This window comes from Gilliamella sp. B3817 (assembly GCF_026536705.1).
In the GTDB taxonomy this organism is placed as follows: domain Bacteria; phylum Pseudomonadota; class Gammaproteobacteria; order Enterobacterales; family Orbaceae; genus Gilliamella; species Gilliamella apicola_I.
The window spans coordinates 14,929-39,741 of record NZ_JAFNNV010000008.1; the positions used below are offsets into that span (position 1 = coordinate 14,929).

21 protein-coding genes are annotated in these 24,813 nt (G+C 35.0%); 13 read left to right on the plus strand and 8 right to left on the minus strand.

Annotation, left to right across the window (positions count from 1 at the left end):
• Positions 1 to 27 precede the first annotated feature (27 nt).
• On the minus strand, positions 28 to 780 hold the full coding sequence (locus J3U36_RS09215; protein ID WP_267349666.1) for a hypothetical protein: 753 nt from the start codon (positions 778 to 780) through the stop codon (positions 28 to 30).
• Between the two features lie 371 nt (positions 781 to 1,151).
• On the opposite strand from J3U36_RS09215, the gene J3U36_RS09220 reads away from it, so the two are divergent.
• The 7 genes from J3U36_RS09220 (at position 1,152) to cysZ (ending at position 7,891) form a co-directional block, all read left to right on the plus strand.
• On the plus strand, positions 1,152 to 1,910 hold the full coding sequence (locus J3U36_RS09220) for a Nif3-like dinuclear metal center hexameric protein (protein WP_267380093.1): 759 nt from the start codon (positions 1,152 to 1,154) through the stop codon (positions 1,908 to 1,910).
• A gap of 95 nt (positions 1,911 to 2,005) precedes the next feature.
• On the plus strand, positions 2,006 to 2,884 hold the full coding sequence (gene dapA / locus J3U36_RS09225) for a 4-hydroxy-tetrahydrodipicolinate synthase (protein WP_267360616.1): 879 nt from the start codon (positions 2,006 to 2,008) through the stop codon (positions 2,882 to 2,884).
• A 35-nt stretch (positions 2,885 to 2,919) separates the two neighbouring features.
• On the plus strand, positions 2,920 to 3,636 hold the full coding sequence (gene bamC / locus J3U36_RS09230) for an outer membrane protein assembly factor BamC (protein WP_267380092.1): 717 nt from the start codon (positions 2,920 to 2,922) through the stop codon (positions 3,634 to 3,636).
• Between the two features lie 258 nt (positions 3,637 to 3,894).
• Positions 3,895 to 4,605, plus strand: a complete 711-nt coding sequence (gene purC, locus J3U36_RS09235) for a phosphoribosylaminoimidazolesuccinocarboxamide synthase (RefSeq protein ID WP_267380091.1) — start codon at positions 3,895 to 3,897, stop codon at positions 4,603 to 4,605.
• A complete protein-coding gene (locus J3U36_RS09240) occupies positions 4,605 to 5,060 on the plus strand; it encodes a DUF441 domain-containing protein (protein WP_267380089.1) in 456 nt (151 codons plus the stop codon). The genes purC and J3U36_RS09240 overlap by 1 nt, the downstream gene beginning before the upstream one ends.
• A gap of 3 nt (positions 5,061 to 5,063) precedes the next feature.
• A complete protein-coding gene (locus J3U36_RS09245) occupies positions 5,064 to 7,007 on the plus strand; it encodes a tRNA(Met) cytidine acetyltransferase TmcA (protein WP_267380087.1) in 1,944 nt (647 codons plus the stop codon).
• A 71-nt stretch (positions 7,008 to 7,078) separates the two neighbouring features.
• On the plus strand, positions 7,079 to 7,891 hold the full coding sequence (gene cysZ / locus J3U36_RS09250; protein ID WP_267380085.1) for a sulfate transporter CysZ: 813 nt from the start codon (positions 7,079 to 7,081) through the stop codon (positions 7,889 to 7,891).
• 31 nt (positions 7,892 to 7,922) lie between these two features.
• Here the strand turns inward: cysZ and J3U36_RS09255 are convergent, their stop codons facing one another.
• The 3 genes from J3U36_RS09255 to J3U36_RS09265 form a co-directional block, all read right to left on the minus strand.
• Positions 7,923 to 8,114, minus strand: a complete 192-nt coding sequence (locus tag J3U36_RS09255) for a hypothetical protein (RefSeq protein WP_267380083.1) — start codon at positions 8,112 to 8,114, stop codon at positions 7,923 to 7,925.
• 125 nt (positions 8,115 to 8,239) lie between these two features.
• Complete coding sequence (gene dapE, locus J3U36_RS09260; RefSeq protein ID WP_267380081.1) at positions 8,240 to 9,376, minus strand: succinyl-diaminopimelate desuccinylase; 1,137 nt, start codon at positions 9,374 to 9,376, stop codon at positions 8,240 to 8,242.
• 13 nt (positions 9,377 to 9,389) lie between these two features.
• Complete coding sequence (locus J3U36_RS09265; protein WP_267380079.1) at positions 9,390 to 9,746, minus strand: ArsC family reductase; 357 nt, start codon at positions 9,744 to 9,746, stop codon at positions 9,390 to 9,392.
• Positions 9,747 to 10,099: 353 nt separating this feature from the next.
• On the opposite strand from J3U36_RS09265, the gene J3U36_RS09270 reads away from it, so the two are divergent.
• The 5 genes from J3U36_RS09270 to tkt all read left to right on the plus strand — a co-directional run bounded on the left by J3U36_RS09270 (position 10,100) and on the right by tkt (position 16,399).
• Positions 10,100 to 10,342 (plus strand): FeoA family protein, encoded by a 243-nt coding sequence (locus J3U36_RS09270; protein WP_267349646.1) that lies wholly within the window; start codon positions 10,100 to 10,102, stop codon positions 10,340 to 10,342.
• Positions 10,339 to 12,636: a Fe(2+) transporter permease subunit FeoB gene (gene feoB, locus J3U36_RS09275; RefSeq protein ID WP_267380077.1), complete on the plus strand. Its 2,298-nt coding sequence runs from the start codon at positions 10,339 to 10,341 to the stop codon at positions 12,634 to 12,636. Before J3U36_RS09270 ends, feoB begins: the two co-directional genes overlap by 4 nt.
• Positions 12,637 to 12,731: 95 nt before the next feature.
• Positions 12,732 to 12,962, plus strand: a complete 231-nt coding sequence (locus J3U36_RS09280; RefSeq protein WP_267349643.1) for a FeoC-like transcriptional regulator — start codon at positions 12,732 to 12,734, stop codon at positions 12,960 to 12,962.
• Between the two features lie 360 nt (positions 12,963 to 13,322).
• A complete protein-coding gene (tal, locus tag J3U36_RS09285) occupies positions 13,323 to 14,273 on the plus strand; it encodes a transaldolase (protein ID WP_267349642.1) in 951 nt (316 codons plus the stop codon).
• Between the two features lie 119 nt (positions 14,274 to 14,392).
• Complete coding sequence (gene tkt, locus J3U36_RS09290) at positions 14,393 to 16,399, plus strand: transketolase (RefSeq protein ID WP_267360627.1); 2,007 nt, start codon at positions 14,393 to 14,395, stop codon at positions 16,397 to 16,399.
• A 78-nt stretch (positions 16,400 to 16,477) separates the two neighbouring features.
• On the opposite strand, the gene J3U36_RS09295 is transcribed toward tkt, so the two are convergent.
• The 4 genes from J3U36_RS09295 to J3U36_RS09310 all read right to left on the minus strand — a co-directional run bounded on the left by J3U36_RS09295 (position 16,478) and on the right by J3U36_RS09310 (position 22,413).
• Positions 16,478 to 17,578 (minus strand): phosphoethanolamine transferase, encoded by a 1,101-nt coding sequence (locus tag J3U36_RS09295; RefSeq protein WP_267380074.1) that lies wholly within the window; start codon positions 17,576 to 17,578, stop codon positions 16,478 to 16,480.
• Between the two features lie 797 nt (positions 17,579 to 18,375).
• A complete protein-coding gene (locus J3U36_RS09300) occupies positions 18,376 to 19,764 on the minus strand; it encodes an MATE family efflux transporter (RefSeq protein ID WP_267360631.1) in 1,389 nt (462 codons plus the stop codon).
• Positions 19,765 to 19,773: 9 nt separating this feature from the next.
• Positions 19,774 to 21,090, minus strand: coding sequence for a 30S ribosomal protein S12 methylthiotransferase RimO (gene rimO / locus J3U36_RS09305; RefSeq protein WP_267381805.1), 1,317 nt, complete (start codon positions 21,088 to 21,090; stop codon positions 19,774 to 19,776).
• A gap of 393 nt (positions 21,091 to 21,483) precedes the next feature.
• A complete protein-coding gene (locus tag J3U36_RS09310) occupies positions 21,484 to 22,413 on the minus strand; it encodes a siderophore ABC transporter substrate-binding protein (RefSeq protein ID WP_267380068.1) in 930 nt (309 codons plus the stop codon).
• Between the two features lie 169 nt (positions 22,414 to 22,582).
• Between J3U36_RS09310 and J3U36_RS09315 the strand changes: the two genes are divergently transcribed.
• Positions 22,583 to 24,571, plus strand: coding sequence for a TonB-dependent receptor domain-containing protein (locus tag J3U36_RS09315; RefSeq protein WP_267380066.1), 1,989 nt, complete (start codon positions 22,583 to 22,585; stop codon positions 24,569 to 24,571).
• Positions 24,572 to 24,813 lie beyond the last annotated feature (242 nt).

The following is a 24,813-nucleotide window of genomic DNA, read 5'->3' on the forward strand; positions in this document are numbered from 1 at the left end:
ATATACTAAATAAAAACACTAAAAACGCTATCTGTATAATTTTTGTTTAGATTGTTCAATTGATTTTATCCAAGTCTGATTAATACGTTTAGCATGTTTAGGCATGTGTTTTAAGCGTAGTTCAATTTTTTGTAAAACTTCTTTAGCGAGTGAAAATTGCTGCCACTCAATTAAGGTTTGTAAATAGTATGAAGCGGCTTCTAAACTTGGATAATAACTGATTAATGCATTAAATTCTTCTTGAGCTTCTTTTTTTAAATCAAGTCCAATTAAGATTTTGGTATAAAGTAAATGTCCTTCATCAGAACGATAAGTTGGATTTTTATCTCTTAGATAATCCAAAGTTTCTTTTGCCTTTTTGTACTGTTCAACTTGATAGAGTGCGTAAGCATATTGTAATAAAATATCTGGTGCTGATTCATAGATCCCAGTTAATGCTTCTTGATAATAAATTAACGCTTCATGAGCTCTATCATTATCAACGAGTGCTTTAGCTAAACAGACTTTTGCTTCAACAGTGGGCGAAATTTCATAATTACTTAAAGCTTCGCGAAGTTCACGTTGCGGATCTAACGCTTTTAATAATTTTGATTCAATTTGATATCCCACTGAGGTTTGTCTAAAATCAGGTAGAAATATGACTAAAAAGTAAATCAAACTACCAATAAAAGGAAAAAGGAACAATATAGACAGCCAAAATCGTTCTTGCTCTGTTTTAATTACATGAACAGCAAAAAATAGAGCGATAATTGTACTGAATCCTATACCTAAAAATGGCAAAACATATACCTCATTGAATATAAACCGACGTAATGTATCATTTAGCTAAAACTTAATAAATAATAGAAAAGAACAAATTTGTTAATTTGTTTAACTCCGTGTTTTCATGCATCCAAAAATCATTTTAAAACAGGATGTTATTTATTGACCTTCTGTAAACATGAAAGAATTTATTTAAAATTTCACCATTAATATCACTATATCGAATCGTTACGTGAGATAATTTATAATAGTTTATACTTAATCATATAGGCTGGTTTATAAAAAAATTGCCAATATTTCGATTATAATAATTTCGAGATTCATTAAAGGATTTTATTAAAAAATTCATATTGTTCTTTAAAAAGTCATTAAAAATACGAGAGGAAAACGTGCAAAATTTTGAACTTCAACAAATTATTAATCATGAATTACAAGTTGAACGCTACCGTGACTATGCACCTAATGGTTTACAAGTACAAGGACGTAAGCAAATAAAAAAAGTGATAACTGGGGTAACCGCATGTCAACGTTTATTAGATGAAGCCGTTAAATTAGATGCTGATGCGATTTTAGTTCATCATGGCTTTTTTTGGAAAAATGAACCACTAACGATAACAGGAATTAAATATAAACGCTTGCAAACATTGCTTTCAAATAATATTAATTTATTTGCGTATCATTTGCCTTTAGATGGACATCCTGTTATCGGCAATAATGCATTACTTGCGGATTTATTCAATATTGAAGTGGATAAACGTGAGGATATAACCGATTTACTGTTTAAAGGGACACTCATTGAACCGACCACATCACTGCAATTTAAGCAAAAACTTGAACAAGTTTTGCATCATCGTTCACGAGAAATATTATTTTGTGGCGATAATGCTCCTCAAATAATTAAACGAATTGCGTGGTGTAGTGGTGGTGGTCAAGACTTTATAGAAGCAGCAGCAGAACAAGGATTTGATGCTTTTTTTACAGGTGAAGTTTCTGAACGTACCATTCATATTGCTCGAGAATATGGAATTAATTTTTATGCAGCAGGGCACCATGCCACTGAACGTTACGGAATCAAAAAACTTGGTGAATGGCTAGCCAAGCAATATGACCTTGAAACTATTTTTATTGATATTGATAATCCTGCATAACAAAAGTTGAATTTAAATAAGAAATATCGCATACTTGTCGGTAGATTTTTTATTCTTGAAGTTGGTTATCAATAAATAATATGAGAGGTCATTTTATGTTTACAGGAAGTCTGGTCGCCCTTGTTACTCCAATGGATACAAAAGGAAATGTAGACCAAGTAAGCTTAAAAAAATTGGTCGAATATCATATTGCCAATGGCACATCGGCAATTGTTTCTGTTGGTACCACTGGCGAATCAGCAACGCTTGATCATCATGAGCATATCGATGTAATTAAAAGAACGATCGAATATGCAGATGGCAAAATAAATGTCATTGCCGGAACTGGCTCAAATGCGACTAAAGAAGCAATTGAATTAACTAACCGTGTTGAAAATATTGGTGTAGTTGGCTGTTTAACCGTTGCGCCATATTATAATAAACCAACTCAAGAAGGTCTTTATCAACATTTTAAAGCAATTGCGGAAAATACAGCTTTACCCCAAATAATCTATAATGTCCCGGGTCGTACTTGCAGTGATATTAAGCCAGAAACAGTTGGACGATTATCTAAAATAAAAAATATTGTTGCATTGAAAGATGCAACAGGAGATTTATCAAGAGTTTATAAAACTCGTAAACTTGTTGGTAGTGAATTTAAATTATTAAGTGGTGATGATGCGACTTTCTTAGATTTCATGATTTTAGGTGGTGACGGTGTGATTTCCGTGACAGCGAATGTAGCTGCCAAACAGGTTGCAACAATTTGTGAGCTTGCAACGAAAAATCAAATTCAAGAAGCTCGAAAGCTGAATGATACGTTATCAGCACTACATAGTAGCTTATTTATTGAGCCTAACCCAACTCCAGCAAAATGGGCTTGCACAAAATTGGGTCTAATGGCGAACGATACGATCCGTTTGCCGCTGGTTTCACTTACAGATGCTTCTGTGTCTGTGGTTGAAAAAGCTCTTAAAGATGCGAATTTACTCTAATTTATGTATAACCAATAATTTATAAGCAGATATCTATGTTTAATAAAACTATGTTAAAAAACAAAGCGATTAAAAACACAATGGTGATGACAGCCATTGCATCTTTATTTTTGGTTGGTTGTGGTAGCGATCAAAATTATAAACGAGAAGTTGATGGGAACGAAGATTATTTGAATTCGCCAGTTTTGAAACCGCTAACTGTCCCTCAGGGTGTAACGGTACCTGCTGAAAGTTCCGAATATTATATTCATTTTAATAAAAATGAAGGCGCTGTATATGGTAAGCAAGTGGATATTCGGGCACCTATCATTCCTATTCCAACTATTCCTGATTCTTATGCGTCTTATAACTATGGTACCGCTTCATTAAATGCGCCTGCTGATGCGAATGTATGGTCTGTTATCCCAACTGCGCTGAATAAATACAATATTCCGATTAGTAGCAGTGATAATAATGTTATTGTTACGGGCAATGCTTCAATTTTTTCAAGTGATGAAGAGCCGAACATCCAAGCGTCTTATGTTATTCATCGGCAAAATTATCCTGGTACAGAAAATATCATTGTCGAGTTGAAAACATTAACTCGTGGTACACAAGATATTTCTTCTGATTCTATTGAAGTGCAACGGTACGTTGTTCGCTTATTTAATTTAATAATGGATGAGGTTGCACCAAAGTCATCACAAGTGGCGCAAGAACAAACAGATGAAAACGCCGTCGAAGACAAAACCATTCATGAAGATTCAAAATAAAGCAAGACGCTATGAGATATTATTTGTGACAAGTAACATTTTGATAAATAGTTAAGATAATCAGTAGTGAAGAATTTAGTTAATTCTTTTATGTAAAACTGGCTATAGATTGAACTTCACTATTCGAGACGATATAGCAAACAATAGCATCTTATTATTTATTGCATTGGTACAAATACGTGAGTATCGAAAAGTTTAAAACTAAGGAGCGAATAGCTCCTTAATCATTTGTTGGCAATTTGATATAAGGTTAGAACCATGAAAAAGTTGGCTGAGCTTTACCGTGGTAAAGCAAAAACGGTTTATACTACTGAAAATCCCGATCTATTAGTGTTAGAGTTTCGCAATGATACTTCCGCTTTTGATGGCTTACGTATTGAACAATTAGAGCGTAAAGGGCGCGTCAATAATAAATTCAATTATTTTATTATGAATAAACTACGTGAAGCAGGTATTCCTACTCAAGTTGAAACGCTTTTGTCTGATACAGAAGTCATCGTCAAAAAACTGGATATGGTACCTGTGGAGTGTGTGGTTCGAAATCGTGCCGCAGGTTCTTTGGTCAAACGCTTAGGGGTTGAAGAAGGTAAGGTGTTAAATCCGCCAACATTTGAATTATTCCTAAAAAATGATGCATTGCATGATCCCATGGTTAATGAGTCATATTGTAAAACATTTGGTTGGGCTACTGATGAACAGTTATCAACGATGAAGGCACTAAGCTTTAAAATCAATTCAATTTTGACCGATCTTTTTGATAAAGCAGGATTTATTTTAGTGGACTATAAACTTGAATTTGGATTGTTTAAGGGTGAAATTACGTTAGGTGATGAATTTTCCCCTGACGGTTGTCGATTATGGGAAAAAGAGACCTTAAAAAAAATGGATAAAGATCGTTTTCGCCAAGGGCTTGGCGGTGTCATTGAAGCTTATGAGGAAGTCGCCACCAAAATCGGCGTTGCTTTGTAATGTTTGCTCAATTTGATATCTCCTTTTTTCTTTTACTGGGTTTAGCTGCACTGTGTTATTTAACGCATAATAACACAGTCACTTTTGCCGTATTATTGCTACTATTATTTAAATTAACACCATTGTCGACCTATTTTCCGTTTTTAAATCAATATGGACTGACAATTGGTATTGTCATTTTAACGGCGGCTATGATGGTTCCGCTTGCCGACGGATCTTTGAGTATCAAAGACATATTAAAATCATTCACAACATGGCAATCAATTTTAGCTATCTTTGTCGGCGTACTTGTCTCTTGGCTAGGTACCCGTGGGGTTTCTTTAATTGGCGCACATCCCACCATTGTTAATGGTTTAATCATTGGAACCTTGATTGGTGTTGCCTTTTTCAAAGGTATTCCAGTTGGCCCCCTTATTGCCGCAGGCTTGCTTTCCATATTGATTGGAAAAAGTTAGTCGATGATTAATCTTGATAGCACCAGAACTTTATGGGTGTTACGTGGTGATGTAACGAAATTATTCAGTCAATTAAGTGACATCATTAAGCAACATAAAGGGGATTGGATCACAATAAGTGATCAAGCCATATTATCAAATTATGTGCCAAATATCGTATCAATATCCAATACTAAAACCCTTTTAGGACAAGAGTATTTACATGCCATTTTTGATGCAACTCAGTCATTTAATTTAGAAGCATTTGCCATGTTGTCAGGAACGCTTGTAAAAGGAAGCCGATTGATTTTGTTATTGCCTGAAAATTATAATCTTTGGGCAGACAAAGATAGTTTACGTTGGAATGAAAATGCTTATCCAATACCTGTGCCTAATTTTATAAACCATTTACAGCACACTATCTCTAAATTTAACGGTTTCCAAAAAAATAACTTTTCTGAATGTTATTTGACATCGACTGATTATGATGAACAGCAACACACATTAAAACAAATGTTAAACAGTGATAAGCCTATCCATGTTATCACGGCAAAACGAGGTAGGGGAAAATCCGCTTTGGCAGGTCAATTCTCTCACTATCGACATTGCATTGTTACGGCTCCTAACAAAAAATCGTTGACCACTTTCTTTCGTTTTGCTAAACCTGATGTTCGTTTTTATGCACCTGATGAATTAATCGAAAAAGGTGTCGATGATTTTGCTGACTATCTTATTATTGATGAAGCAGCCATGATACCTTTGCCAATGCTAAAAAAATTGCTGCAACTCGTGAATTTAGACAAAAGCCGTATTTTACTGACTACTACGGTTGAAGGTTACGAAGGTACCGGACAAGGTTTTTTATTAAAATTATTAAATGATAAGCAATGTGATCATTTTCATCTTGAAAAACCAATTCGGTGGAATGGCGATGATCAGTTAGAATATTTTACTGATTGTTTAGTTCTCAATGGACTAATATCAGCAGAAAATCAGCGAATAAATAATACAAAGCCAATTGATTATTCCATAGTAGCGCGTCATGATTTAAGTAGTTTGAAGGAGATCTTTTATTTACTGAAAACAGCCCATTATCAAACTACGTTAGTTGATTTAAGGCGACTTTTAGACGCGACAAATTTGACGATTTGGCAGGCTAAACAGAGTCATAACCTAATTGGTGCAGCCATAACGGTTAAGGAAGGAGATTTACCGGATGACTTAATTGAAGAAATATGGAAGGGTAACCGTAGACCAAAAGGAAATATGGTTGCACAATCTTTGGTAGCCCATGCAGGTGTTAAACAAGCAGCAAAATTAAAATCTGTCAGAATCAATCGCATTGCAGTGATAGCTTCTTATCGAAGACAAAATATTGCAACGCAATTGATACAACATACTTATGAAGCGGCAAAAAAACAACATCAAGATTTTTTATCCGTGAGTTTTGCCTATAGTAGGGAAAATTATCAGTTTTGGTCATCTGTAGGTTTTGTACTTGTACATGTTGGTAGTCGTTTAGAGGCAAGTAGTGGCACATATTCGGTAATGGCAATAAAACCGATTAACCAAAATGGTATAAATTTGGTTAACGTGCTATCCAAAACGTTACAACGTAACATGATGTGGCTAAAAGAGATCATCGCACTCCCATTTGATGAAATGCTTATTGCTGATACTGATCAGCAATTGACTAAGCAAGATATTATGGAATTATACGGATTTTGTTATTTTCATCGAGCATTCGAAGCAACTTATGCTTCATTATGTCGCTTACGACAATTTAATGATAAGCAAAATAATCGAGTGAAATTATCTGTCTTAGGTGCTTTACTGAAAAATAAAAATCAAGGCAATGCGATCATTCAGCAATTTCAATTGACTGGGCGAAAAGCATTATTAGAAACAATTAAACAAGAGGTTAAGCAATGGTTGAATAGTAACAATGAAGTTATTTATGAAAAATAGCAATGTTGTTTTATTGAAAACCATGCTGATAAGTTGAATTTAGCGTTATTTCATGTTTAAAAGGAACAAGAGTGAAGAGTAATAATGTAGATAAATTAAGATTTAATTCAAATTTTAATCATGATCGGCGTAGATCGGGATTTGAATATTTTCTGTTAGGCTGGTCATTAGCATTCAGCCCGAAAATTAGACATTTTGTATTCTTGCCTTTATTGGCGAATATGGTGATTATGTCAGCGCTATTTTATTGGTTTTTTTCCACAATTACCGGCATGGTTGACTGGGGATTATCTTATGTACCGGGGTGGCTTTCTTGGCTTGGCTATATTATTAGTTTTATGGTGATTCTGATTTTAGTCATATTATTTTGTTATTTTTTTAGTACAGTGGCTAACTTTATTGCTGCACCGTTTAACGGCTTGCTTGCCGAACAAGTTGAAGCTGAATTAACGGGTATACCTGCACCCGATACTTCTTGGTTAAGTTTAATCAAAGATTTACCTAGAATATTTGGTCGTGAAATTCAAAAATTAGTCAATTATGTATTATGGTCTATCCCAATATTATTAACGTATTTTATTCCTGTTATTGGTCAAACAGTCACACCGATAATTTGGTTTTTATTTACTGCATGGCAAATTAATATTCAATACGCTGATTATCCTTTCGATAATCATAAGATTACTTTTCATCGTATGCGTGAGTTACTTAAGCAGGATAAAGTTGATAATTTAGTCTACGGTATTTTAGTTAGTTTTTTTACTATGGTGCCACTATTAAACCTAATTATTATGCCAATTGCAGTTTGTGGCTCAACTGCGATGTGGGTCGATCGTTATCGCCATCAAGCTTTATTTAAAAGTGATATTAACGATATCCGATAGGGAAGAAAGTGATTAATTTTTTCGAAATTAATCACTTTTTGTTTTTATCCTCACCACTTTTTGGAGTTTGGTTATTCTCCACATCATCATAAGGTATGGGTTTAATTCCTTTTTTATCAATGTAAGACTTAAAATTAAGCTTATTGAGAGCTTTAATGGCATTAATAAAAATACCTAAGATGAATAATAAAATTACCCACCAATAATCTTTTATCCACTCCATTTTTTTACCTTTGTTGGATGCATGTTAGTGACGCTCGTTTAGTCGAATGTCCAAAGTAGCATTAAATAATCTATTCAAATTTTGTTTGAGCAGATTTAACAAGTTAGATAACTTAGCCAATCTTATTAAACGAGTAATTTTTCCAAAATTCTTTGATAAATTTTTTTCAGTGTGATGATATCCTGACAATTTACATTTTCGTTAATCTTATGGATTGTTTTATTTAATACCCCAAACTCGATAATCTGACAGCCCATTTTTGCAATGAAACGTCCGTCTGATGTTCCGCCACTTGTTGATAATTTTGTCTCAATATTTGTGTATTCTTTTATCGCACTTGCTGTAGCTTGAGTCAGTTCACCTTGCGGTGTTAAAAACGGATGACCTGATAAACGCCAATTTAACGTATAGTTTAATTTATGTTTTTGTAAAAGTTGCTCAACGCGGGTTTTAATTAATTCGTCAGTGAGTTCACTACTGTATCGAAAATTGAACTGCACCGATAGATCACCGGGCACAACGTTTTCAGCTCCTGTGCCTGCTTGAATGTTTGCAATTTGCATAGAGGTTTGCGGAAAATATTGATTGCCATTATCCCAAACCGTATTAACCAGTTCAGCCAATGCAGGGGCAAATCGATGAACAGGATTGTCAACTAAATGAGGGTAGGCGACATGACCTTGCATACCATGAATAATTAAATTTGCTGTCAAAGAACCTCGACGCCCATTTTTAATTTGATCGCCTAAAACCTTATCACAAGAAGGCTCTCCTACAATACAATAGTCTACACGTTCCTGACGTTCAATAAGACGATTAGCAACTTTAACTGTTCCATCGGTTGCATCAGCTTCTTCATCAGAGGTAATTAGAAACGCAACACGACCACGGTGATTGGGGTTTGCTTTAACAAAATCTTCAGCAGCACAGATCATTGCTGCGACACCACTTTTCATATCTGATGCGCCACGGCCATAAAGTACACCATGAGTATCAATGGTTGCCTCAAATGGGGGATACAGCCATTGGCTTTCATCGCCAGCAGGCACTACGTCGGTATGACCAGCGAACATAAGTGTTGTTTCTGACGGATCGCCATGATAAGCCCAAAGATTTTTAGTGCGACCAATATTGAATTCTTCAATGATAAAGTTAAGTGATGTTAAGCGCTCGATAAGGATATTTTGACAATTTTTATCATCCGGACTTATCGATTTTTCGGCAATCAATGCTTTGGTTAGTTCAATAACAGGCTCTGTCATAATGATCTCGGTTTTATTGTTGTTGTTTGAAAAATTGCGAATAACTTTCGTCTGAAAATCCGAGTAATACATGCTTACCCTTGATTATTAGCGGTCGTTTTATAATTGAAGGATTGTCCAGCATCAGTTTCATCGCAGCTTGCTCATTGTCAACGTTAGCACGTACTGATTCATCCAATTTACGCCATGTTGTACCCCGTGTATTAAGTAGGCTTTGCCAATCAACCAATTTCAAAATAGTCTGTAATTGTTCAGTTGACAGTCCATCTGTTTTGTAATTGTGAAATTGATATTTGATTTTATTTTCATCAAGCCATGTGAACGCTTTTTTCATTGTACTGCAGTTTTTAATACCGTAAATGGTTAACATAATTCTCATTCCTTAAGCAAAGTATAAAGTCAAATTATATCAGTTGTCTTACCGAATCTCTAATTTTGAATTGGCTGAGTACTCTAAACATTAATTAAATGAATAATCGAAAGATTAATCGCTTAAATTTAACCTTATTCAGATTCTTTTTGTTTTTCAGAGCAAAACACTTGAAAAAAACATATTAATCCTTATTTTTGACATAAATTTTATTTTTTAAAGTTACTTTTCTATTTTTTTAAATATTAAATATTAATATTGCGAATTATTCGCATTTTAAAACTATTTTTATAGGTGAATATTTTTTAAAATAAGCAGAATAAAACGTGCTAGCATAATTCACAGGAACATTAATGTCAGTATTAACATTAAATCACCTCCCTTTAGGAAATGAGGCGGTTATCTCTCGTCTATTACCTGAATCCTTACCTTTTCGTAGAAAGTTACTGGCAATGGGATTAACACCAGGCTGTAAAATTTCGATTGTTCGTGTGGCTCCTTTGGGAGACCCACTTCAGATTAAAATACGTGGATTTTTTCTTTGTTTAAGGCATCGTGAAGCAGCAACCATTGAAGTAACGGAGATAAATGAGTGAAAATAGCACTGGTTGGAAATCCAAATTGTGGCAAAACAACACTGTTCAATTTACTGACAGGATTAAAACAGCGAGTCGGTAATTGGCCTGGCGTGACAGTTGAACAAAAATTAGGTTTATTTTCTTATCACCATCACCAATACGAGGTCGTAGATCTACCGGGGACTTACTCTATTGAGTCTGATGCGGTTTCAATGTCGCAAGATGAATGGATAACGCGTGAATTTATTCTGACAGAAAAAAATAATGTCATTATTAATGTTATTGATGCCAGCAATTTACAGCGAAGCTTATATCTAACATTTCAATTGATTGATCTACAAGTACCGATGATTGTTGTACTCAATATGATTGATACGGTTAAGAATATGGGCGAAAAAATCGATTACCAACGATTATCCGTTTTACTGGGCTGTCCTGTAGTACCTATTTCATCAACCAAAAAATTAGGTATTAATTTATTTTATCAAGCAATTGAAAATAGGGCTCTCAACAAGCAAAAAGCTCAACCTTCTATAGACACGTTAGGACACTCTCAGCAAAAACTGTTGACTCGTTATATTAGTGAGTTACCAGAAGAAAGTCGTGTTCATCAACTTAATCGCTGGCAATTAATTGAAGCCTTATTAGGACACAACACAGATCAGTTTAATTCACTTGAATTAGAAAAACTTGAAATTTGTCGACAACTCCTTTCGGCATGGTGTGATAATGAAATTGATGTTGCGCTAGCAAGTGCCAGATATGAAACGATTGATCAAGTGTGTAAAAAGGTTATTGCTAAACCTCGGGAATTAAGTCCCGATATTTCAGAAAAGTTCGATAAAATTACGCTTGGACGCTTTACAGGGATACCATTTTTTTTAATTGTGATGTATGCCATGTTTATGGTCGCTATCAATTTTGGTTCGGTATTTATCGATTTTTTTGAAAAATTTTTTGGAGCAATTTTTGTCAATGGAACAGCAAATTTATTACAATTCATTCATGCGCCCGATTGGGTTCGTGTCATATTGTCTGATGGCATAGGCAATGGGATTCAAACTGTTTCAACGTTTATTCCTGTCATTGCCGCGATGTTTTTTGCTTTATCTTTTTTAGAGGATTCCGGTTACTTGGCGCGTGCGGCAATGGTGGTTGATCGGGTTTTACGTTTTATCGGTTTACCGGGTAAAGCTTTCGTGCCTATGTTAATGGGCTTTGGCTGTGGTGTACCAGCAATTATGGGCACGCGTACATTAGAAAGTTCTCGAGATCGTATAATGGCTATCTGCATGATCCCTTTTATGTCTTGTGGGGCAAGATTACCGGTTTATGCATTATTTGCGGTTATATTTTTCCCGCTTCATGCTTCTTTCGTTGTATTTATGTTATATCTGCTTGGTATTGGTGTCGCAGTCCTGTCGGGGATGATTTTAAAAAACACGTTATTAAAAGGTGAGTTGACCCCTTTTATTATGGAGATGCCAGTTTATCGAATTCCAACCCTTCGTAGCATTTTACGCTTAACTTGGCAACGCTTGAAAAGTTTTATATTCAAAGCCGGAAAAGCGATTGTAATTATGGTGACGATTTTAAGCTTACTCAACTCTTGGGGAACAGATAATACCTTTGGACATGAAAATACTAATCAATCGGTATTATCAGTCATAAGCCAAAAAATTACACCTGTTTTTCAACCCATGGGGATCGATAACAAAAATTGGCCAGCAACAGTGGGCATTTTTACGGGAATTTTTGCAAAAGAGTCCATCATTGCGACGTTAAATTCACTTTATTCTATGGATAGTCAACCAGAAGATGATGAGCAATCGGATTGGTTTGAAGACATTAAATCGGCTTTTGCCACTATTCCAGATAATTTATTTGCTTTGTCTGAAACGATTACTGACCCTCTTGGATTGTCATCATTAAATGATGATATCGATACTTTACAAACTGATTTAGCGATCAATTCCACTGCTATTTCTAAAATTAAGACATCATTTACGTCTTCGTCAGCCGTAATAGCTTATTTAATATTCATCTTACTTTATACACCATGTACAGCAGTATTAGGGACTATTTATCGTGAAGCAGGGTGGCGTTGGATGATTTTTGTTGCAGTATGGACATTCACAATTGCTTGGTTGGTGGCGACAATCTATTATCAATTTACACAACTTGCCTATTCAAATACTGCAAGTTATTGGTTGTTCGCTTGTGGACTATTGATAACATTGATGATGTTTATTCTGCGCAAAGTGGGGAATGATTCATTCAAGAAAAATAATATATTCAATCATAAAAAATAAAGAAAATCATCTTGTTGTGATTGATTTACTTTTATCATTTGATTCTCTGGAGAACAAAGTAGGTAAAACCTATAAGACTAATATAGAAAATGTTAATGACCTCGATTCGTGATTATGTACAATTAAAAGGGCGCGTGGAATTGCAAGATATAGCACGTCATTTTAGATTGCCTGAAAGTGCCCTTATGCCGATACTAAACTTTTGGGTAAAGAAAAAAGTGATGCAACTCATCGTTGTAGAACAACCCGATTTTTGTCAGTCGAAAAAATGTGATAACTGTGCTGGTTGTAATTTTGCGAATAAAACGATTTATGCATGGATTTAGTCAATATTTAATATCATGCATTTTTGTTTTAGGGCTGGTCAATATAGCGTTAACGATTAGCTGAAAAATACTAGATTGATTTTTTATCGAGATATTTTTCATATTGATAAAGTGAATTTCGTGATTTAGGTCACATTAAAAAATCAATTTATAATGTAAAAATAACAAACTGATAGTAGAGATAAACAAGCTATAATTGCTATCACAACTGTGTGAAAATTTTGCTTTTTTGTTATCTATTTCAGGTTATTGTTAAATGTATAAAAACGTTAAAATAACGAGTCGCTAAGTCGTTTTATCACTAGATAAATGCTATTATAATCTTTTAGAAAATTGAAGCTGTAGAGGATATAGAAGTATATGAGTCAATTAGATGAATTTAAAAAATTAACCGTCGTTGTTGCCGATACAGGTGATATCGATTCAATTAAACAGTTTTCACCAGAAGATGCAACCACGAATCCTTCTCTTGTATTAAAAGCCGCTCAACTTCCTCAATATCGTTATCTGATTGATTCTGCAGTTGAAACTGCAAAAAAATTAGGTGGTAGCAAAGAACAACAATTAGTTAATGCTTGTGACCAAGTTGCTGTCAATATTGGTGCGGAAATTTTGAAAATTGTACCCGGACGAATTTCGACAGAAGTGGATGCTCGTTTATCTTTTGATAAACAAGCTTGTATCGAAAAAGCCCGCCGAATTATAGAACTCTATCAACAAAAAGGTATCGATAAATCACGAATTTTGATTAAAATTGCTTCAACATGGGAAGGGATTAAAGCTGCCGAAGTTCTTGAAAAAGAGGGCATTAATTGTAATTTAACGTTACTATTTTCATTTGCACAGGCACGTGCTTGTGCTGAAGTCAATGTGTTTCTCATTTCGCCTTTTGTTGGTCGTATTTATGACTGGTATCAAGCTAAAAAACCAATTGAACCTTATATTGCCGATCAAGATCCAGGTGTGGTATCAGTACGTAATATTTATAATTACTATAAACAACATGGTTATAAAACGATAGTTATGGGGGCAAGCTTCCGTAAAGTTGAACAAATTTTAGCATTAGCCGGTTGTGACCGATTAACGATTGCGCCAAATTTATTGGCTGAAATGCAACATTCAACAGCGCCTGTTGAACAAAAACTGTATCCAAATCAAACTGTCGTTGAACGACCTGCACCGATTACCGAGTCTGAATTTAGATGGCAACATAATAGCGATGCCATGGCTGTCGAAAAATTGGCAGAAGGAATTCGTGCCTTTGCGGTGGATCAAGGTAAATTAGAAGAGATGATTGCAACACTTCTATAATAAAGGGGGAATCACCATTCCCCTTTCACTTTTTTTATAAAGTTAATAATATAAATCTGTTTCAAAAATACAGAAAAAATGAATTTGAATAACTTAAAATATATTTTGGAGATTAAAACATGAATGCAACGACGCTATCTCACCGCGAGCTTGCGAATGCGATAAGGGCATTAAGCATGGATGGTGTACAAAAAGCAAAATCAGGTCATCCGGGTGCGCCTATGGGTATGGCTGATATGGCGGAAGTACTTTGGCGTGGATTTTTAAAACATAACCCGAACAATCCAACTTGGGCAGATCGAGACCGTTTTGTATTATCAAATGGTCATGCTTCGATGCTAATTTATAGTTTACTACATCTTACCGGTTATAAAGTTAGCATTGATGACTTGAAAAATTTCCGTCAGTTGCATTCAATCACAGCAGGGCATCCAGAATATGGTCATGTTCCGGGCGTTGAAACCACAACCGGACCTTTAGGACAGGGCATTGCTAATGCAGTTGGTATGGCAATTGCAGAAAGAACTTTATCTGCACAATTTAATAAACCAGGTCATACTATAGTCGACCATTTTACCTATGTATTCATGGGTGATGGTTGTATGATGGAAGGGATTTCACACGAAGCTTGCTCATTGGCTGGAACACTGAAATTAGGAAAACTCATTGCATTTTATGATGAAAATGGTATTTCAATCGATGGCGAAATAGAAGGTTGGTTTACTGATGATACCGCGAAACGCTTTGAAGCTTATGGATGGCATGTTATTCGCGGTATTGATGGTCATGATGCAAATGCCATTGCTCAAGCGATTGAACAAGCACAAGCTGTGACCGATAAACCTTCTTTACTGATGTGTAAAACAGTTATAGGTTTTGGATCACCAAATAAAGCGGGCAGTCATGACAGTCACGGTGCACCACTGGGAGATGCTGAAATTGAAGCAACCCGTCAAGCACTTGGGTGGAATTATCCGCCGTTTGACATTCCGAAAGCTTATTATGAAGCGTGGGATGCGAAAACCAAAGGCAAACAAATTGAAGATGAGTGGAACACTCGCTTTGAAGCTTATGCCAAAGCATATCCAGAACTTGCAAGCGAATTTAAACGACGAATGCAGGGCGATTTACCAGAAAATTGGCAACAAGTGGCTACCGATTTTGTCAATAAATTGCAAGCAAACCCAGCAACGATAGCGACACGTAAAGCATCACAAAATGCAATTGAAGCTTTTGCACCAGTATTATCTGAGTTTCTTGGTGGCTCGGCTGACCTTGCTCCAAGTAACTTAACAATGTGGTCAGGCTCAAAAGAAATTTTAGCCAATCCGGATGGTAACTATATTCACTATGGTGTACGTGAGTTTGGGATGTCAGCTATTATGAATGGTATTGCACTTCATGGCGGCTTTATTCCTTATGGGGCAACATTCTTAATGTTTATGGAATATGCACGAAATGCGGTACGCATGGCTGCCTTAATGAAGATTCGTTCACTGTTTGTTTATACCCATGACTCAATCGGATTAGGTGAAGATGGACCAACACATCAACCTGTTGAACAAATGGCAAGTTTACGGGTAACACCAAATGTCAGTACTTGGCGTCCATGTGACCAAGTTGAATCAGCCATAGCATGGCAATATGCCATTGAACGTAAAGATGGTCCAACAGCATTGATCTTCTCAAGGCAGAATCTTAAACAACAACCACGAACAGCTGAACAATTAGCCAATGTTTATCGTGGCGGTTACATTTTAAATGATTGTGCAGGAACGCCAGAGTTGATCTTAATTGCGACGGGTTCAGAAGTCGAATTAGCAGTAGAAGCCTATCATCAATTAACAAAAGCGGGGAAAAATGTACGGGTTGTTTCAATGCCTTCAACCGATGCATTTGATAAACAAGACTGCGCTTATAAAGAGTCAGTATTACCTTCTTCAGTCACTGCGCGTATTGCGATTGAAGCCGGAATTAGTGATTACTGGTATAAATATGTGGGGCTAAATGGCAAAATTGTTGGTATGACAAGTTTTGGCGAATCAGCACCTGCAGAACAGTTATTTGAAAAATTTGGTTTTACAGTTGAAAATGTGATTGCAAAAGCCAATGATTTATTGAAATAATTGTAATTCCTGTTTAAAGCGCCATTACCATTTAGATAATGGCGTTTTTTTTGGTATCTATCTTAAGATATTATGATTTTATTTGATAAAAAAAGGATTCGGATCTTTTTTTAATTTCTCATAAGGATATAACTCATTTTTCCAATCTTTAATTTTAATTTTTGTTTGGTGTGGTATATCTGTCAACTTGTTTTGCATATATTCATGTGAAACATCTAAGGTGATACCCATCCATTTACTTAACAAGTAAACAAGCTGATAACCTGAGATTTTTTTCTCAATTTTTTGTTGTGTTGTACTTTTCGAATCAAAGAAAATAAAAGGTACTTCGTAGCTATTTTGGTATTCCCAGTTATGTCTTAAATCTTGATATTGATCCAAGTGGGTGAGACCATGATCGGCAAAATAGACAAGCGAATAATTTTCATTATGTTTTTTTAGTATATCAATTGTTGATTTAATCAGGTCGTCCGTTTCTTTTATACTGCTGACATAACAAGAGATATTTTCGTTATATAGATTGAATTGAATATCAAATTGTAATCGACGACAAAAATTGGAATGAGATCCCATAAGGTGCATGACGATCAGTCTTGGCTTAGCCTGTTTATCTGATAATATTTTATCTAATTCTGGTAATAGTAAAGTATCATGTTTTCCGTGTGATGACTTACCATTGTATTCCCCTTTTTTGGTGTAAAAGTTATAGTTTGCATAAGCGGCAATCCGAGGTACGGTAATCTCAATTTTTCCGAGTTTGCCTTGATTAGAAAGCCAATAAGTTTCAAATCCTGCATCGTTAGCAATACTAACAATATTATTATTTAACTGAGCATTCACTATTTTATCGTCCGAATAAATAGCTTGGCTAATCAAATGAGGGACAGATGCTTGCGTATTCGAAGCGGGTGCGATTAAACCATCCCATATCACATTTGCATGTTGCGTGGCAAAAGGCGTATTGTCATAACTAAATCCATAGGCATTCATATAATCTTTACGGACACTTTCACCAATAATAATAAGGTAATTTTTGTGGTCTGGATTAACCGATAAAATAGGAATCGTATTTTGTTGTTCAATTTGTTTAAGTTGTGCTTCTTTCTCGGAACAATAAATTTTTCCACTGGTAAAAAGCGCTTTATAAAATTCAAAAAAAGGATATTTCACATTATCCATTAGCTCTTCAGACAGTGAATGAGAAGGGGTCGGGATAAACTTAATATACGCTTTAATCGGTTTATAGCACAATAAAATCAATGTAAAAATAATCAGGTAATAATTGTGAACAGTAGGAAATGGCAGTTTGATAAATATAAGAACAAAAGCGATTATTAGTAAAAAGGTAATCAAAAATAGATAAGTAGATATTTGCGAACAGAATTCATTTACTTCGTCCATGTCTGTTTCAAACAAAGCACTTATTACTGCTACATTAGGAGGGCCGTAATAATAAGCAATGGGAAAGTAAAGAGCAGCTATAACAAATGATAGACCAAAAAAAAATCGAAAAATGGTGAATCTGCCTAGGAAAATTAATGAAAAATAAGTAAGCAATATACGATCTATTCTTTTCGGATATCCTAATAAATACACGACTAAGACTGCAAGGCTAAGACAAATACAATGAGAAAACAAAATTTTTTTAGAGAGCTTCACAACATTATTACACTATATTAAATTTATCTACAAGGCACGTGATTATATAGTGAATTATTATTTAATCAATTTATATCGTCATTTTGTGTTTGATTCAATTTGAATTGAACTAAATGATTTTTCTATCATTTATGTACCTAATAAAAGGCGTTTAACAGCCTTAAACGAAGGAATAAAATAGCTGTTTGAGTTAAAAAATGGTTAACTGTATTGAATAGTTGTTATGGAGTAAAGGCTATCAATGATTTAACACTTATCGGTTAATTTGATAAGTGTTAAATATTAAGATGAGAAGTGGCTTACTAGCCAATAAATCGTTATTTTGATGATCGATTTAATATTATTGCTTCAGGCTGTTTTTGGATATAGATCATTCTGGCTATTAATAAAATAGCGGCGACTGCCAGACCTAAAATAATGCCAATCCAAAAACCGGCAGCTCCAATTGGCGCTATAATCAGATCGGTTAAACCTAAGATATAACCTACAGGTAATCCTACTACCCAATAAGAAAGCAATGTAATAAAGAAGATGCTTTGCGTATCCTTATAACCACGAAGCACATTGCTGGCTACAACTTGCAAATAATCAGAAGCCTGATAGATTGCTAATAAAATAATTAGGTGCATACATATCGTAATGACAGCAACTTCTTTAGTAAATAATGCAATGATTGGTGTTCGAAAGACAACCAAAATTAATGCGACAATAATTGCTATAGCCAACGAAATAGCTAAACTTATATATGCGGTATGTTTGGCAAGAGATAGCTTTTTTTGACCTAACAAATAACCAACACGAATGCTAGTAGCAACACCGAGTGAAAGCGGAATGGCAAATGTTAAACTGCTAATCGTAAATATGATTTGATGTGCCGCAACTGTAATTTTACCCAATGGGGCAATCAGTAATGCTATGACGGCAAATAAACTCATTTCGAAAAAATAAGCCAATGCCAGAGGCGTGCCTAACAGGATAACTTTTTTAATAATAGACCAATCAATAAGTTTTGTGAAAGGTGTTATACGAATATCACGTTGGCTAGTGGTGGTTAACGTATAAAGGCGAATTAAAAAAAACATTAGCCAAAATATAATCGCTGCGGTAATGCCACATCCAACTCCACCGAAAGCAGGCAAACCTAATTTTCCATAAATTAATACATAATTAATGGGAATGTTGGCAAGTAATGCAATAAAGATGATCACCATGGCTGGTTTGGTATTGGATAACCCTTCACACTGATTTCGGTAAACTAAGAATAATAAGAACGCGGGAACACCCCACATAATGGCACGTAAAAAAGAAACGGCAACTTCAACCATTTCAGGATCGATAGGATGTTCAACTGAACTTCTTAAACTAATCAGTTTATCTGAATGGTATAAAATGAACATCATTATCACTGATAAGAACAAGGCAATAACGACTCCTTGTCGAGTGTGATCAGCAACTTGATGACGTTTAGCAGCCCCATTTAAATTGGAAATAATCGGTGTTAAGACACTAAGTAAACCCTGTCCAAATAATATGGTTGGTAACCAAATTGAGACTGCAATGGCAACCCCTGATAATGCTGTGTTACTGTAGTTACCAGCCATAATGGTATCGACGAAGGTAATCGCTGTTTGCGATATTTGTGCTATCAGTACGGGTACCGAAAGGGCAATAAGTTTTTTGATTTCGTTTCGATAATGTTGTTTCATTAGATGTGTTTACTGTTTAACAGTTCCCCATAAATCATATTCATCGGAATGTTCAACTTCAACTTGAACAATATCACCAACGTGAACATTTTTTTCTTCATTTAAATAGACAACGCCATCAATTTCTGGTGCATCAGCCATACTGCGTCCAATAGCGCCTTCTTCATCCACTTCATCAATAATAACCGATAAGGTTTTGCCAATTTTATTTTGTAATTTTTGGGTAGAAATTGTCTGTTGTAATTGCATAAAACGATGAAAACGTTCTTGTTTAATTTCTTCCGGAATTTGATTTGCGAGCTGATTGGCTGCTGCACCTTCAATCGGGCTATAAGGAAAACATCCCACACGATCAAGCTTAGCTTTGTTTAAAAAATCGAGTAATAATTCGAAATCTTGGTCTGTTTCCCCTGGATAACCAACAATAAACGTTGAACGTAAAGTAATATCTGGACAGATTTCTCGCCATTTATGAATTCGTTCAAGTGTTCTATCAATGGTGCCTGGGCGTTTCATTGATTTTAAAACCGAAGGACTGGCATGTTGAAGTGGTATATCCAGATACGGTAAAATTTTCCCATCCGCCATTAACGGGATCAAATTATCAACACTTGGATAAGGATACATGTAATGGAGCCTTACCCAAATGCCTAACGTTGCTAATTGTTCGCATAACGTTTGAATATCAGTTTTTAATGGCATACCATTCCAAAAGTTGGTACGATTTTTAATATCGATACCATATGCTGAAGTATCTTGAGCAATAACGAGTAACTCTTTAACGCCACTATCAGCTAATCGCTTTGCTTCATCAAGTACATTACCAATTGGTCGGCTAACCATTTCGCCACGTAGCGATGGAATAATGCAAAATGTACAGTTATGATTACAACCTTCTGATATTTTTAAATACGCATAATGCTTAGGCGTTAATTTCACACCTTGCTGTGGTACTAAACTGGTAAAGGGATTATATGCGGGTTTAGGGGCATATTTATTGACATGAGTAAGTACTGCCTCGTAGCTATGGGGGCCCGATATTTCAAGTACTTTAGGATGTACATTACGTATTTGATCTTCTTTTGCACCTAAACAGCCTGTCACAATGACCTTGCCATTTTCATTTAAAGCTTCGCCAATGGCTTCTAACGATTCTTGTACGGCGCTATCAATAAAGCCACAAGTATTGACGATAACTAAATCTGCATTTTCGTAGCTTGGTACTACTTGATAACCTTGTGTTCGTAATTCAGTTAAAATTCGCTCTGAGTCAACCAAATTTTTGGGACAACCAAGGCTCACAAATCCAATAGTAGGGGATGACATATTCATAATATTTATAATAATGCTTAATATTTAAAGAGGAATTAAATTGATAATAAAATAAATTTTATCGATTAATTAGTTGTTGTTAATTTAAAATGTCGGCATTTTAACACATTTAAGCATTGTAAATATACTGATTTTCAAATTCTTAATTAACAGAAAATGGGTTTTAAGTGGTAACGTCAGGCAAGTGTATAAAGTGGGATTTTGACCTGTTAAATTTACCATATTTGATTGAAATCATGCGAGCACAACTTAATAGATGAATATTACCTTCTCAAATTTTGTGACCTAAGAATACTTGTGGGCAGGTCGATTTAATGTGATAAATCCGTTGAATGCTAACTCATACAGCCTTTTAATTGGGCTGTATGAATTAATTTAAACAAAATGTTAATCGTTTAAAGCATTGAGCACTTCAGACACTTGACGGTCTAAACTTTCTGCTCCACCACCAGATAAGTACCAAAGATCAGGTGTCAAATAGACAACGGTGGTTTTACTTTTATTGAGAACTTTTGTATCAAAATAGTTGGCTTTCATGGCTTGTTGACCAATAGCATGACTTCGGTCAATGACAAAAATAATATCTGGCTTAACGGTTTTAATATATTTATCGTCAACAAAAGTAGGTGCTGGGCGTTCTCCATTTGTAGCTAGCTGGTTAGCTAAAAGTGGTACCGCTCTTTTGACTTTCAACACATCATGGATTAGCACAGCACTTGAGCTATTATTAATAAGAATCATTTTTCCATTGTTGTGAATAGCGACAATGGCCTTTTTAGGGCTTGCTGAGGTCATTCTTTGAGCTTGGTTGATTTTGTTATTGAGCGAAGCAATGAGTTGAGTTGCTGTGTTTTCGGTTCCGGTAAGGCTCGCTAACAAATTGATATGATTTTTTGTTGATTCAAAATAATGTTTGCTATCAACACTTAAATTAAGCACTGGGGCAATTTTTGACAACTCATCTTTTTTATTTGCTTGACGTCCATCAATAATAATAAGATCAGGATTAGTTTGTTTAATTGCATCTATATTGGGTTCTTTCATATTACCCGTATCAACCACATCATCCCTTTTAAATTGATTCAAATAGGATGGAATGACCGATTGTGGGATTGCCGTCACTATTGAGCCTTTACCTAAAGCATCTAATGTATCTAATGCTCCATAATTCATGACAACAATTTTTTTCGGAGATTTAGGTACGATGATCGTTTCACTATTGTTTGTGACAGTCATTTTCGACGGTGATTGACAACCGGTTAACCCCAAAACTATTAATGCAATGCTACTTAGCAGCAATTTTTTCTTTCTGTTCATAGACACCCTTTATATTAAATGTAAATAATAATTATTATCATTTAAAGTAAGTTGCTTGTCTAGCGAAAAATAATTTAATAAAAGATATTGATAATTATTATCATCTAATGTAGTGTTCATACTCATGGGTAATTATAAAATATCATTATAAATAATGGGGTTATAATAAATGAACGTTAAGCTAAAATTTAAACTGACAAATTATGTCATTAATTCAGGTTTTTTATTATTATCAAGTACAGCACTAGCCGCTGTGAATAGTTCAGATACTGATACAATGGTTGTTACCGCTTCGGGTTTTGCACAGCAAATCAAAGAAGCCCCTGCAACCATTTCTGTTATTACCTCAGAAGAAATTAGTCAAAAATCGTATCGTGATGTCACTGATGCGTTAAAAGATATTCCTGGTGTCACCATTACCGGTAGCGGTGATTCAACAGATATAAGCATTCGAGGTATGGATGCCAAATATACGATGATTTTAGTTGATGGTAAAAAAGTCAGCACCCGAGAAACGCGACCAAATAGTGACGGTTCCGGATTTGAACAAGGTTGGTTACCACCATTAACGGCTATAGAACGCATTGAGGTAGTCCGTGGTCCTATGTCATCACTGTATGGTTCTGATGCAATGGGTGGGGTAATTAATGTTATTACCAAAAAAGTGTCAGATAAATGGCATGCAGGATTACGTTTAGAATCTGTAATTCCTTATCGTTCTGAAGAAAAAAACACTTATACAGGAAGTTTTTCAGTCATGGGACCGATTATTGATGATAGAGTTGGCATCCAACTATATGGTCAATATTCAAAACGAAATGAAGATAAATTTTTGAATGGTCATGCCCAACAAAAACTTCAAAGTCTAAATGGTAAGCTGTCTTTAAATGCAACAGATACGCAACGATTTGATTTAGATATGGGGCGTTCAATTCAAAAAAGTAAGGCAACAGCGGGTAATACCCGAGCTAAGAATAGAGGCGATTTTCCTCGTGATAATCGCCGTAATACGTATAGTTTAACTCATACTGGGCTGTTTGGTGATATTTCGACAACTTCATTTATTGCTTATGAAGGTAATAATAACCCGGAAAGAAAGATGAAAATTCGAAATACCGATCTTGATACCCGTGTAACAATTCCGCTTAATATTAATATGTTAACAGTAGGGGGAAAATATAATTACCAAGAGTTACACGATAAAGGTAATCAATTGAAGAAGACATTAACTAAAATAGATCGTTGGAATTATGCTCTATTTGCTGAAAATGAAATAAGTTTATTAGAAAATTGGAATTTAACTGTTGGATTACGTTATAACAAAGATGAAAATTATGGAAGCAACTGGAATCCAAGAGTTTATAGCGTATGGAATATTGATGATAATTTCACTCTCAAAGGCGGCTATTCAACGGGTTATGCAACACCACAATTACGGCAAGTCGTTGCTGATTGGGGACAAGTTACAGGGGGTTCCGGCACGGGTAATAAAGGAATGGTACTGGGAAATCCTAATTTAAAACCTGAAAAATCAGACAATATCGAAATTGGACTGGGCTATACTAATGATTATGGAATAGATGCTTCAGCCACGGCGTTTTATACAAAATATAAAGATAAGATTCAAACTTATTACATTTGTCAGGGACCAGCTGGAAAAGGTAAATGTAAAGTGAATGGTTACCAAGAAAAATTTGATTTTGTTCAAGGCAGAGAAAATGTCGATAAAGCCGATCTTAAAGGCGTTGAATTAACGTTTAAAACGCCATTGTTTAATGAGTTCTTGTTGACGTCAAATTATTCATGGACAAAGACAGAACAAAAAACCGGTATCAATAAAGGACGTGCATTAAACCGTACACCTAAACAAAAATTTAATATGCAATTGGATTGGTACATCAGTCATAATTGGGACTTATGGGCTAAGATGGCATACTACGGACAAGAAAACGCCAATAAGCGAATGGGTAAACAAAGTAGGTATGTCACGTATCCTGGATATACGTTCTGGGATATGGGAGCAGCGTATCAAATCAACAAGAAAGCAAAAATTTACACGGGTATTTATAACTTGTTTGATAAAGATGTTGACAATGAAGACTTTGGTAAAACCTTAGATGGACGTCGCTATTTTGTTGGAACAGAAATTAGTTTCTAGATAACATTTTTCTCATCAATTAGTCATCAAATGTATTTAATTGATGAGAATGATTATTTTTAGTCAATGGTATGATTAATAACATTTTTATCAAATCTTCTTTTTTAATCATATTTTTAATCTTAGGAAAATTCTCATTGAAATATTTGAATTCATTTTGTACAAATTACACATTGCTTACTTATTCATAACAATCCGTTTACATATGTTTTAATAAATTGTAACTTACTTAACCTATAATT

Excerpts from the sequence above, each read along its gene's own strand:
- dapA (WP_267360616.1), top strand. The coding sequence starts at position 2,006 with ATGTTTACAGGAAGTCTGGTCGCCCTTGTTACTCCAATGGATACAAAA.
- dapE (WP_267380081.1), bottom strand. The coding sequence starts at position 9,376 with ATGACAGAGCCTGTTATTGAACTAACCAAAGCATTGATTGCCGAAAAA.
- rimO (WP_267381805.1), bottom strand. The coding sequence starts at position 21,090 with ATGTCATCCCCTACTATTGGATTTGTGAGCCTTGGTTGTCCCAAAAAT.
- J3U36_RS09280 (WP_267349643.1), top strand. The coding sequence starts at position 12,732 with ATGACCTCGATTCGTGATTATGTACAATTAAAAGGGCGCGTGGAATTG.
- J3U36_RS09255 (WP_267380083.1), bottom strand. The coding sequence starts at position 8,114 with ATGGAGTGGATAAAAGATTATTGGTGGGTAATTTTATTATTCATCTTA.
- J3U36_RS09270 (WP_267349646.1), top strand. The coding sequence starts at position 10,100 with ATGTCAGTATTAACATTAAATCACCTCCCTTTAGGAAATGAGGCGGTT.
- tal (WP_267349642.1), top strand. The coding sequence starts at position 13,323 with ATGAGTCAATTAGATGAATTTAAAAAATTAACCGTCGTTGTTGCCGAT.
- J3U36_RS09245 (WP_267380087.1), top strand. The coding sequence starts at position 5,064 with ATGATTAATCTTGATAGCACCAGAACTTTATGGGTGTTACGTGGTGAT.
- J3U36_RS09310 (WP_267380068.1), bottom strand. The coding sequence starts at position 22,413 with ATGAACAGAAAGAAAAAATTGCTGCTAAGTAGCATTGCATTAATAGTT.
- bamC (WP_267380092.1), top strand. The coding sequence starts at position 2,920 with ATGTTTAATAAAACTATGTTAAAAAACAAAGCGATTAAAAACACAATG.
- J3U36_RS09315 (WP_267380066.1), top strand. The coding sequence starts at position 22,583 with ATGAACGTTAAGCTAAAATTTAAACTGACAAATTATGTCATTAATTCA.
- J3U36_RS09295 (WP_267380074.1), bottom strand. The coding sequence starts at position 17,578 with ATGGATAATGTGAAATATCCTTTTTTTGAATTTTATAAAGCGCTTTTT.
- J3U36_RS09300 (WP_267360631.1), bottom strand. The coding sequence starts at position 19,764 with ATGAAACAACATTATCGAAACGAAATCAAAAAACTTATTGCCCTTTCG.
- J3U36_RS09240 (WP_267380089.1), top strand. The coding sequence starts at position 4,605 with ATGTTTGCTCAATTTGATATCTCCTTTTTTCTTTTACTGGGTTTAGCT.
- J3U36_RS09265 (WP_267380079.1), bottom strand. The coding sequence starts at position 9,746 with ATGTTAACCATTTACGGTATTAAAAACTGCAGTACAATGAAAAAAGCG.
- tkt (WP_267360627.1), top strand. The coding sequence starts at position 14,393 with ATGAATGCAACGACGCTATCTCACCGCGAGCTTGCGAATGCGATAAGG.
- purC (WP_267380091.1), top strand. The coding sequence starts at position 3,895 with ATGAAAAAGTTGGCTGAGCTTTACCGTGGTAAAGCAAAAACGGTTTAT.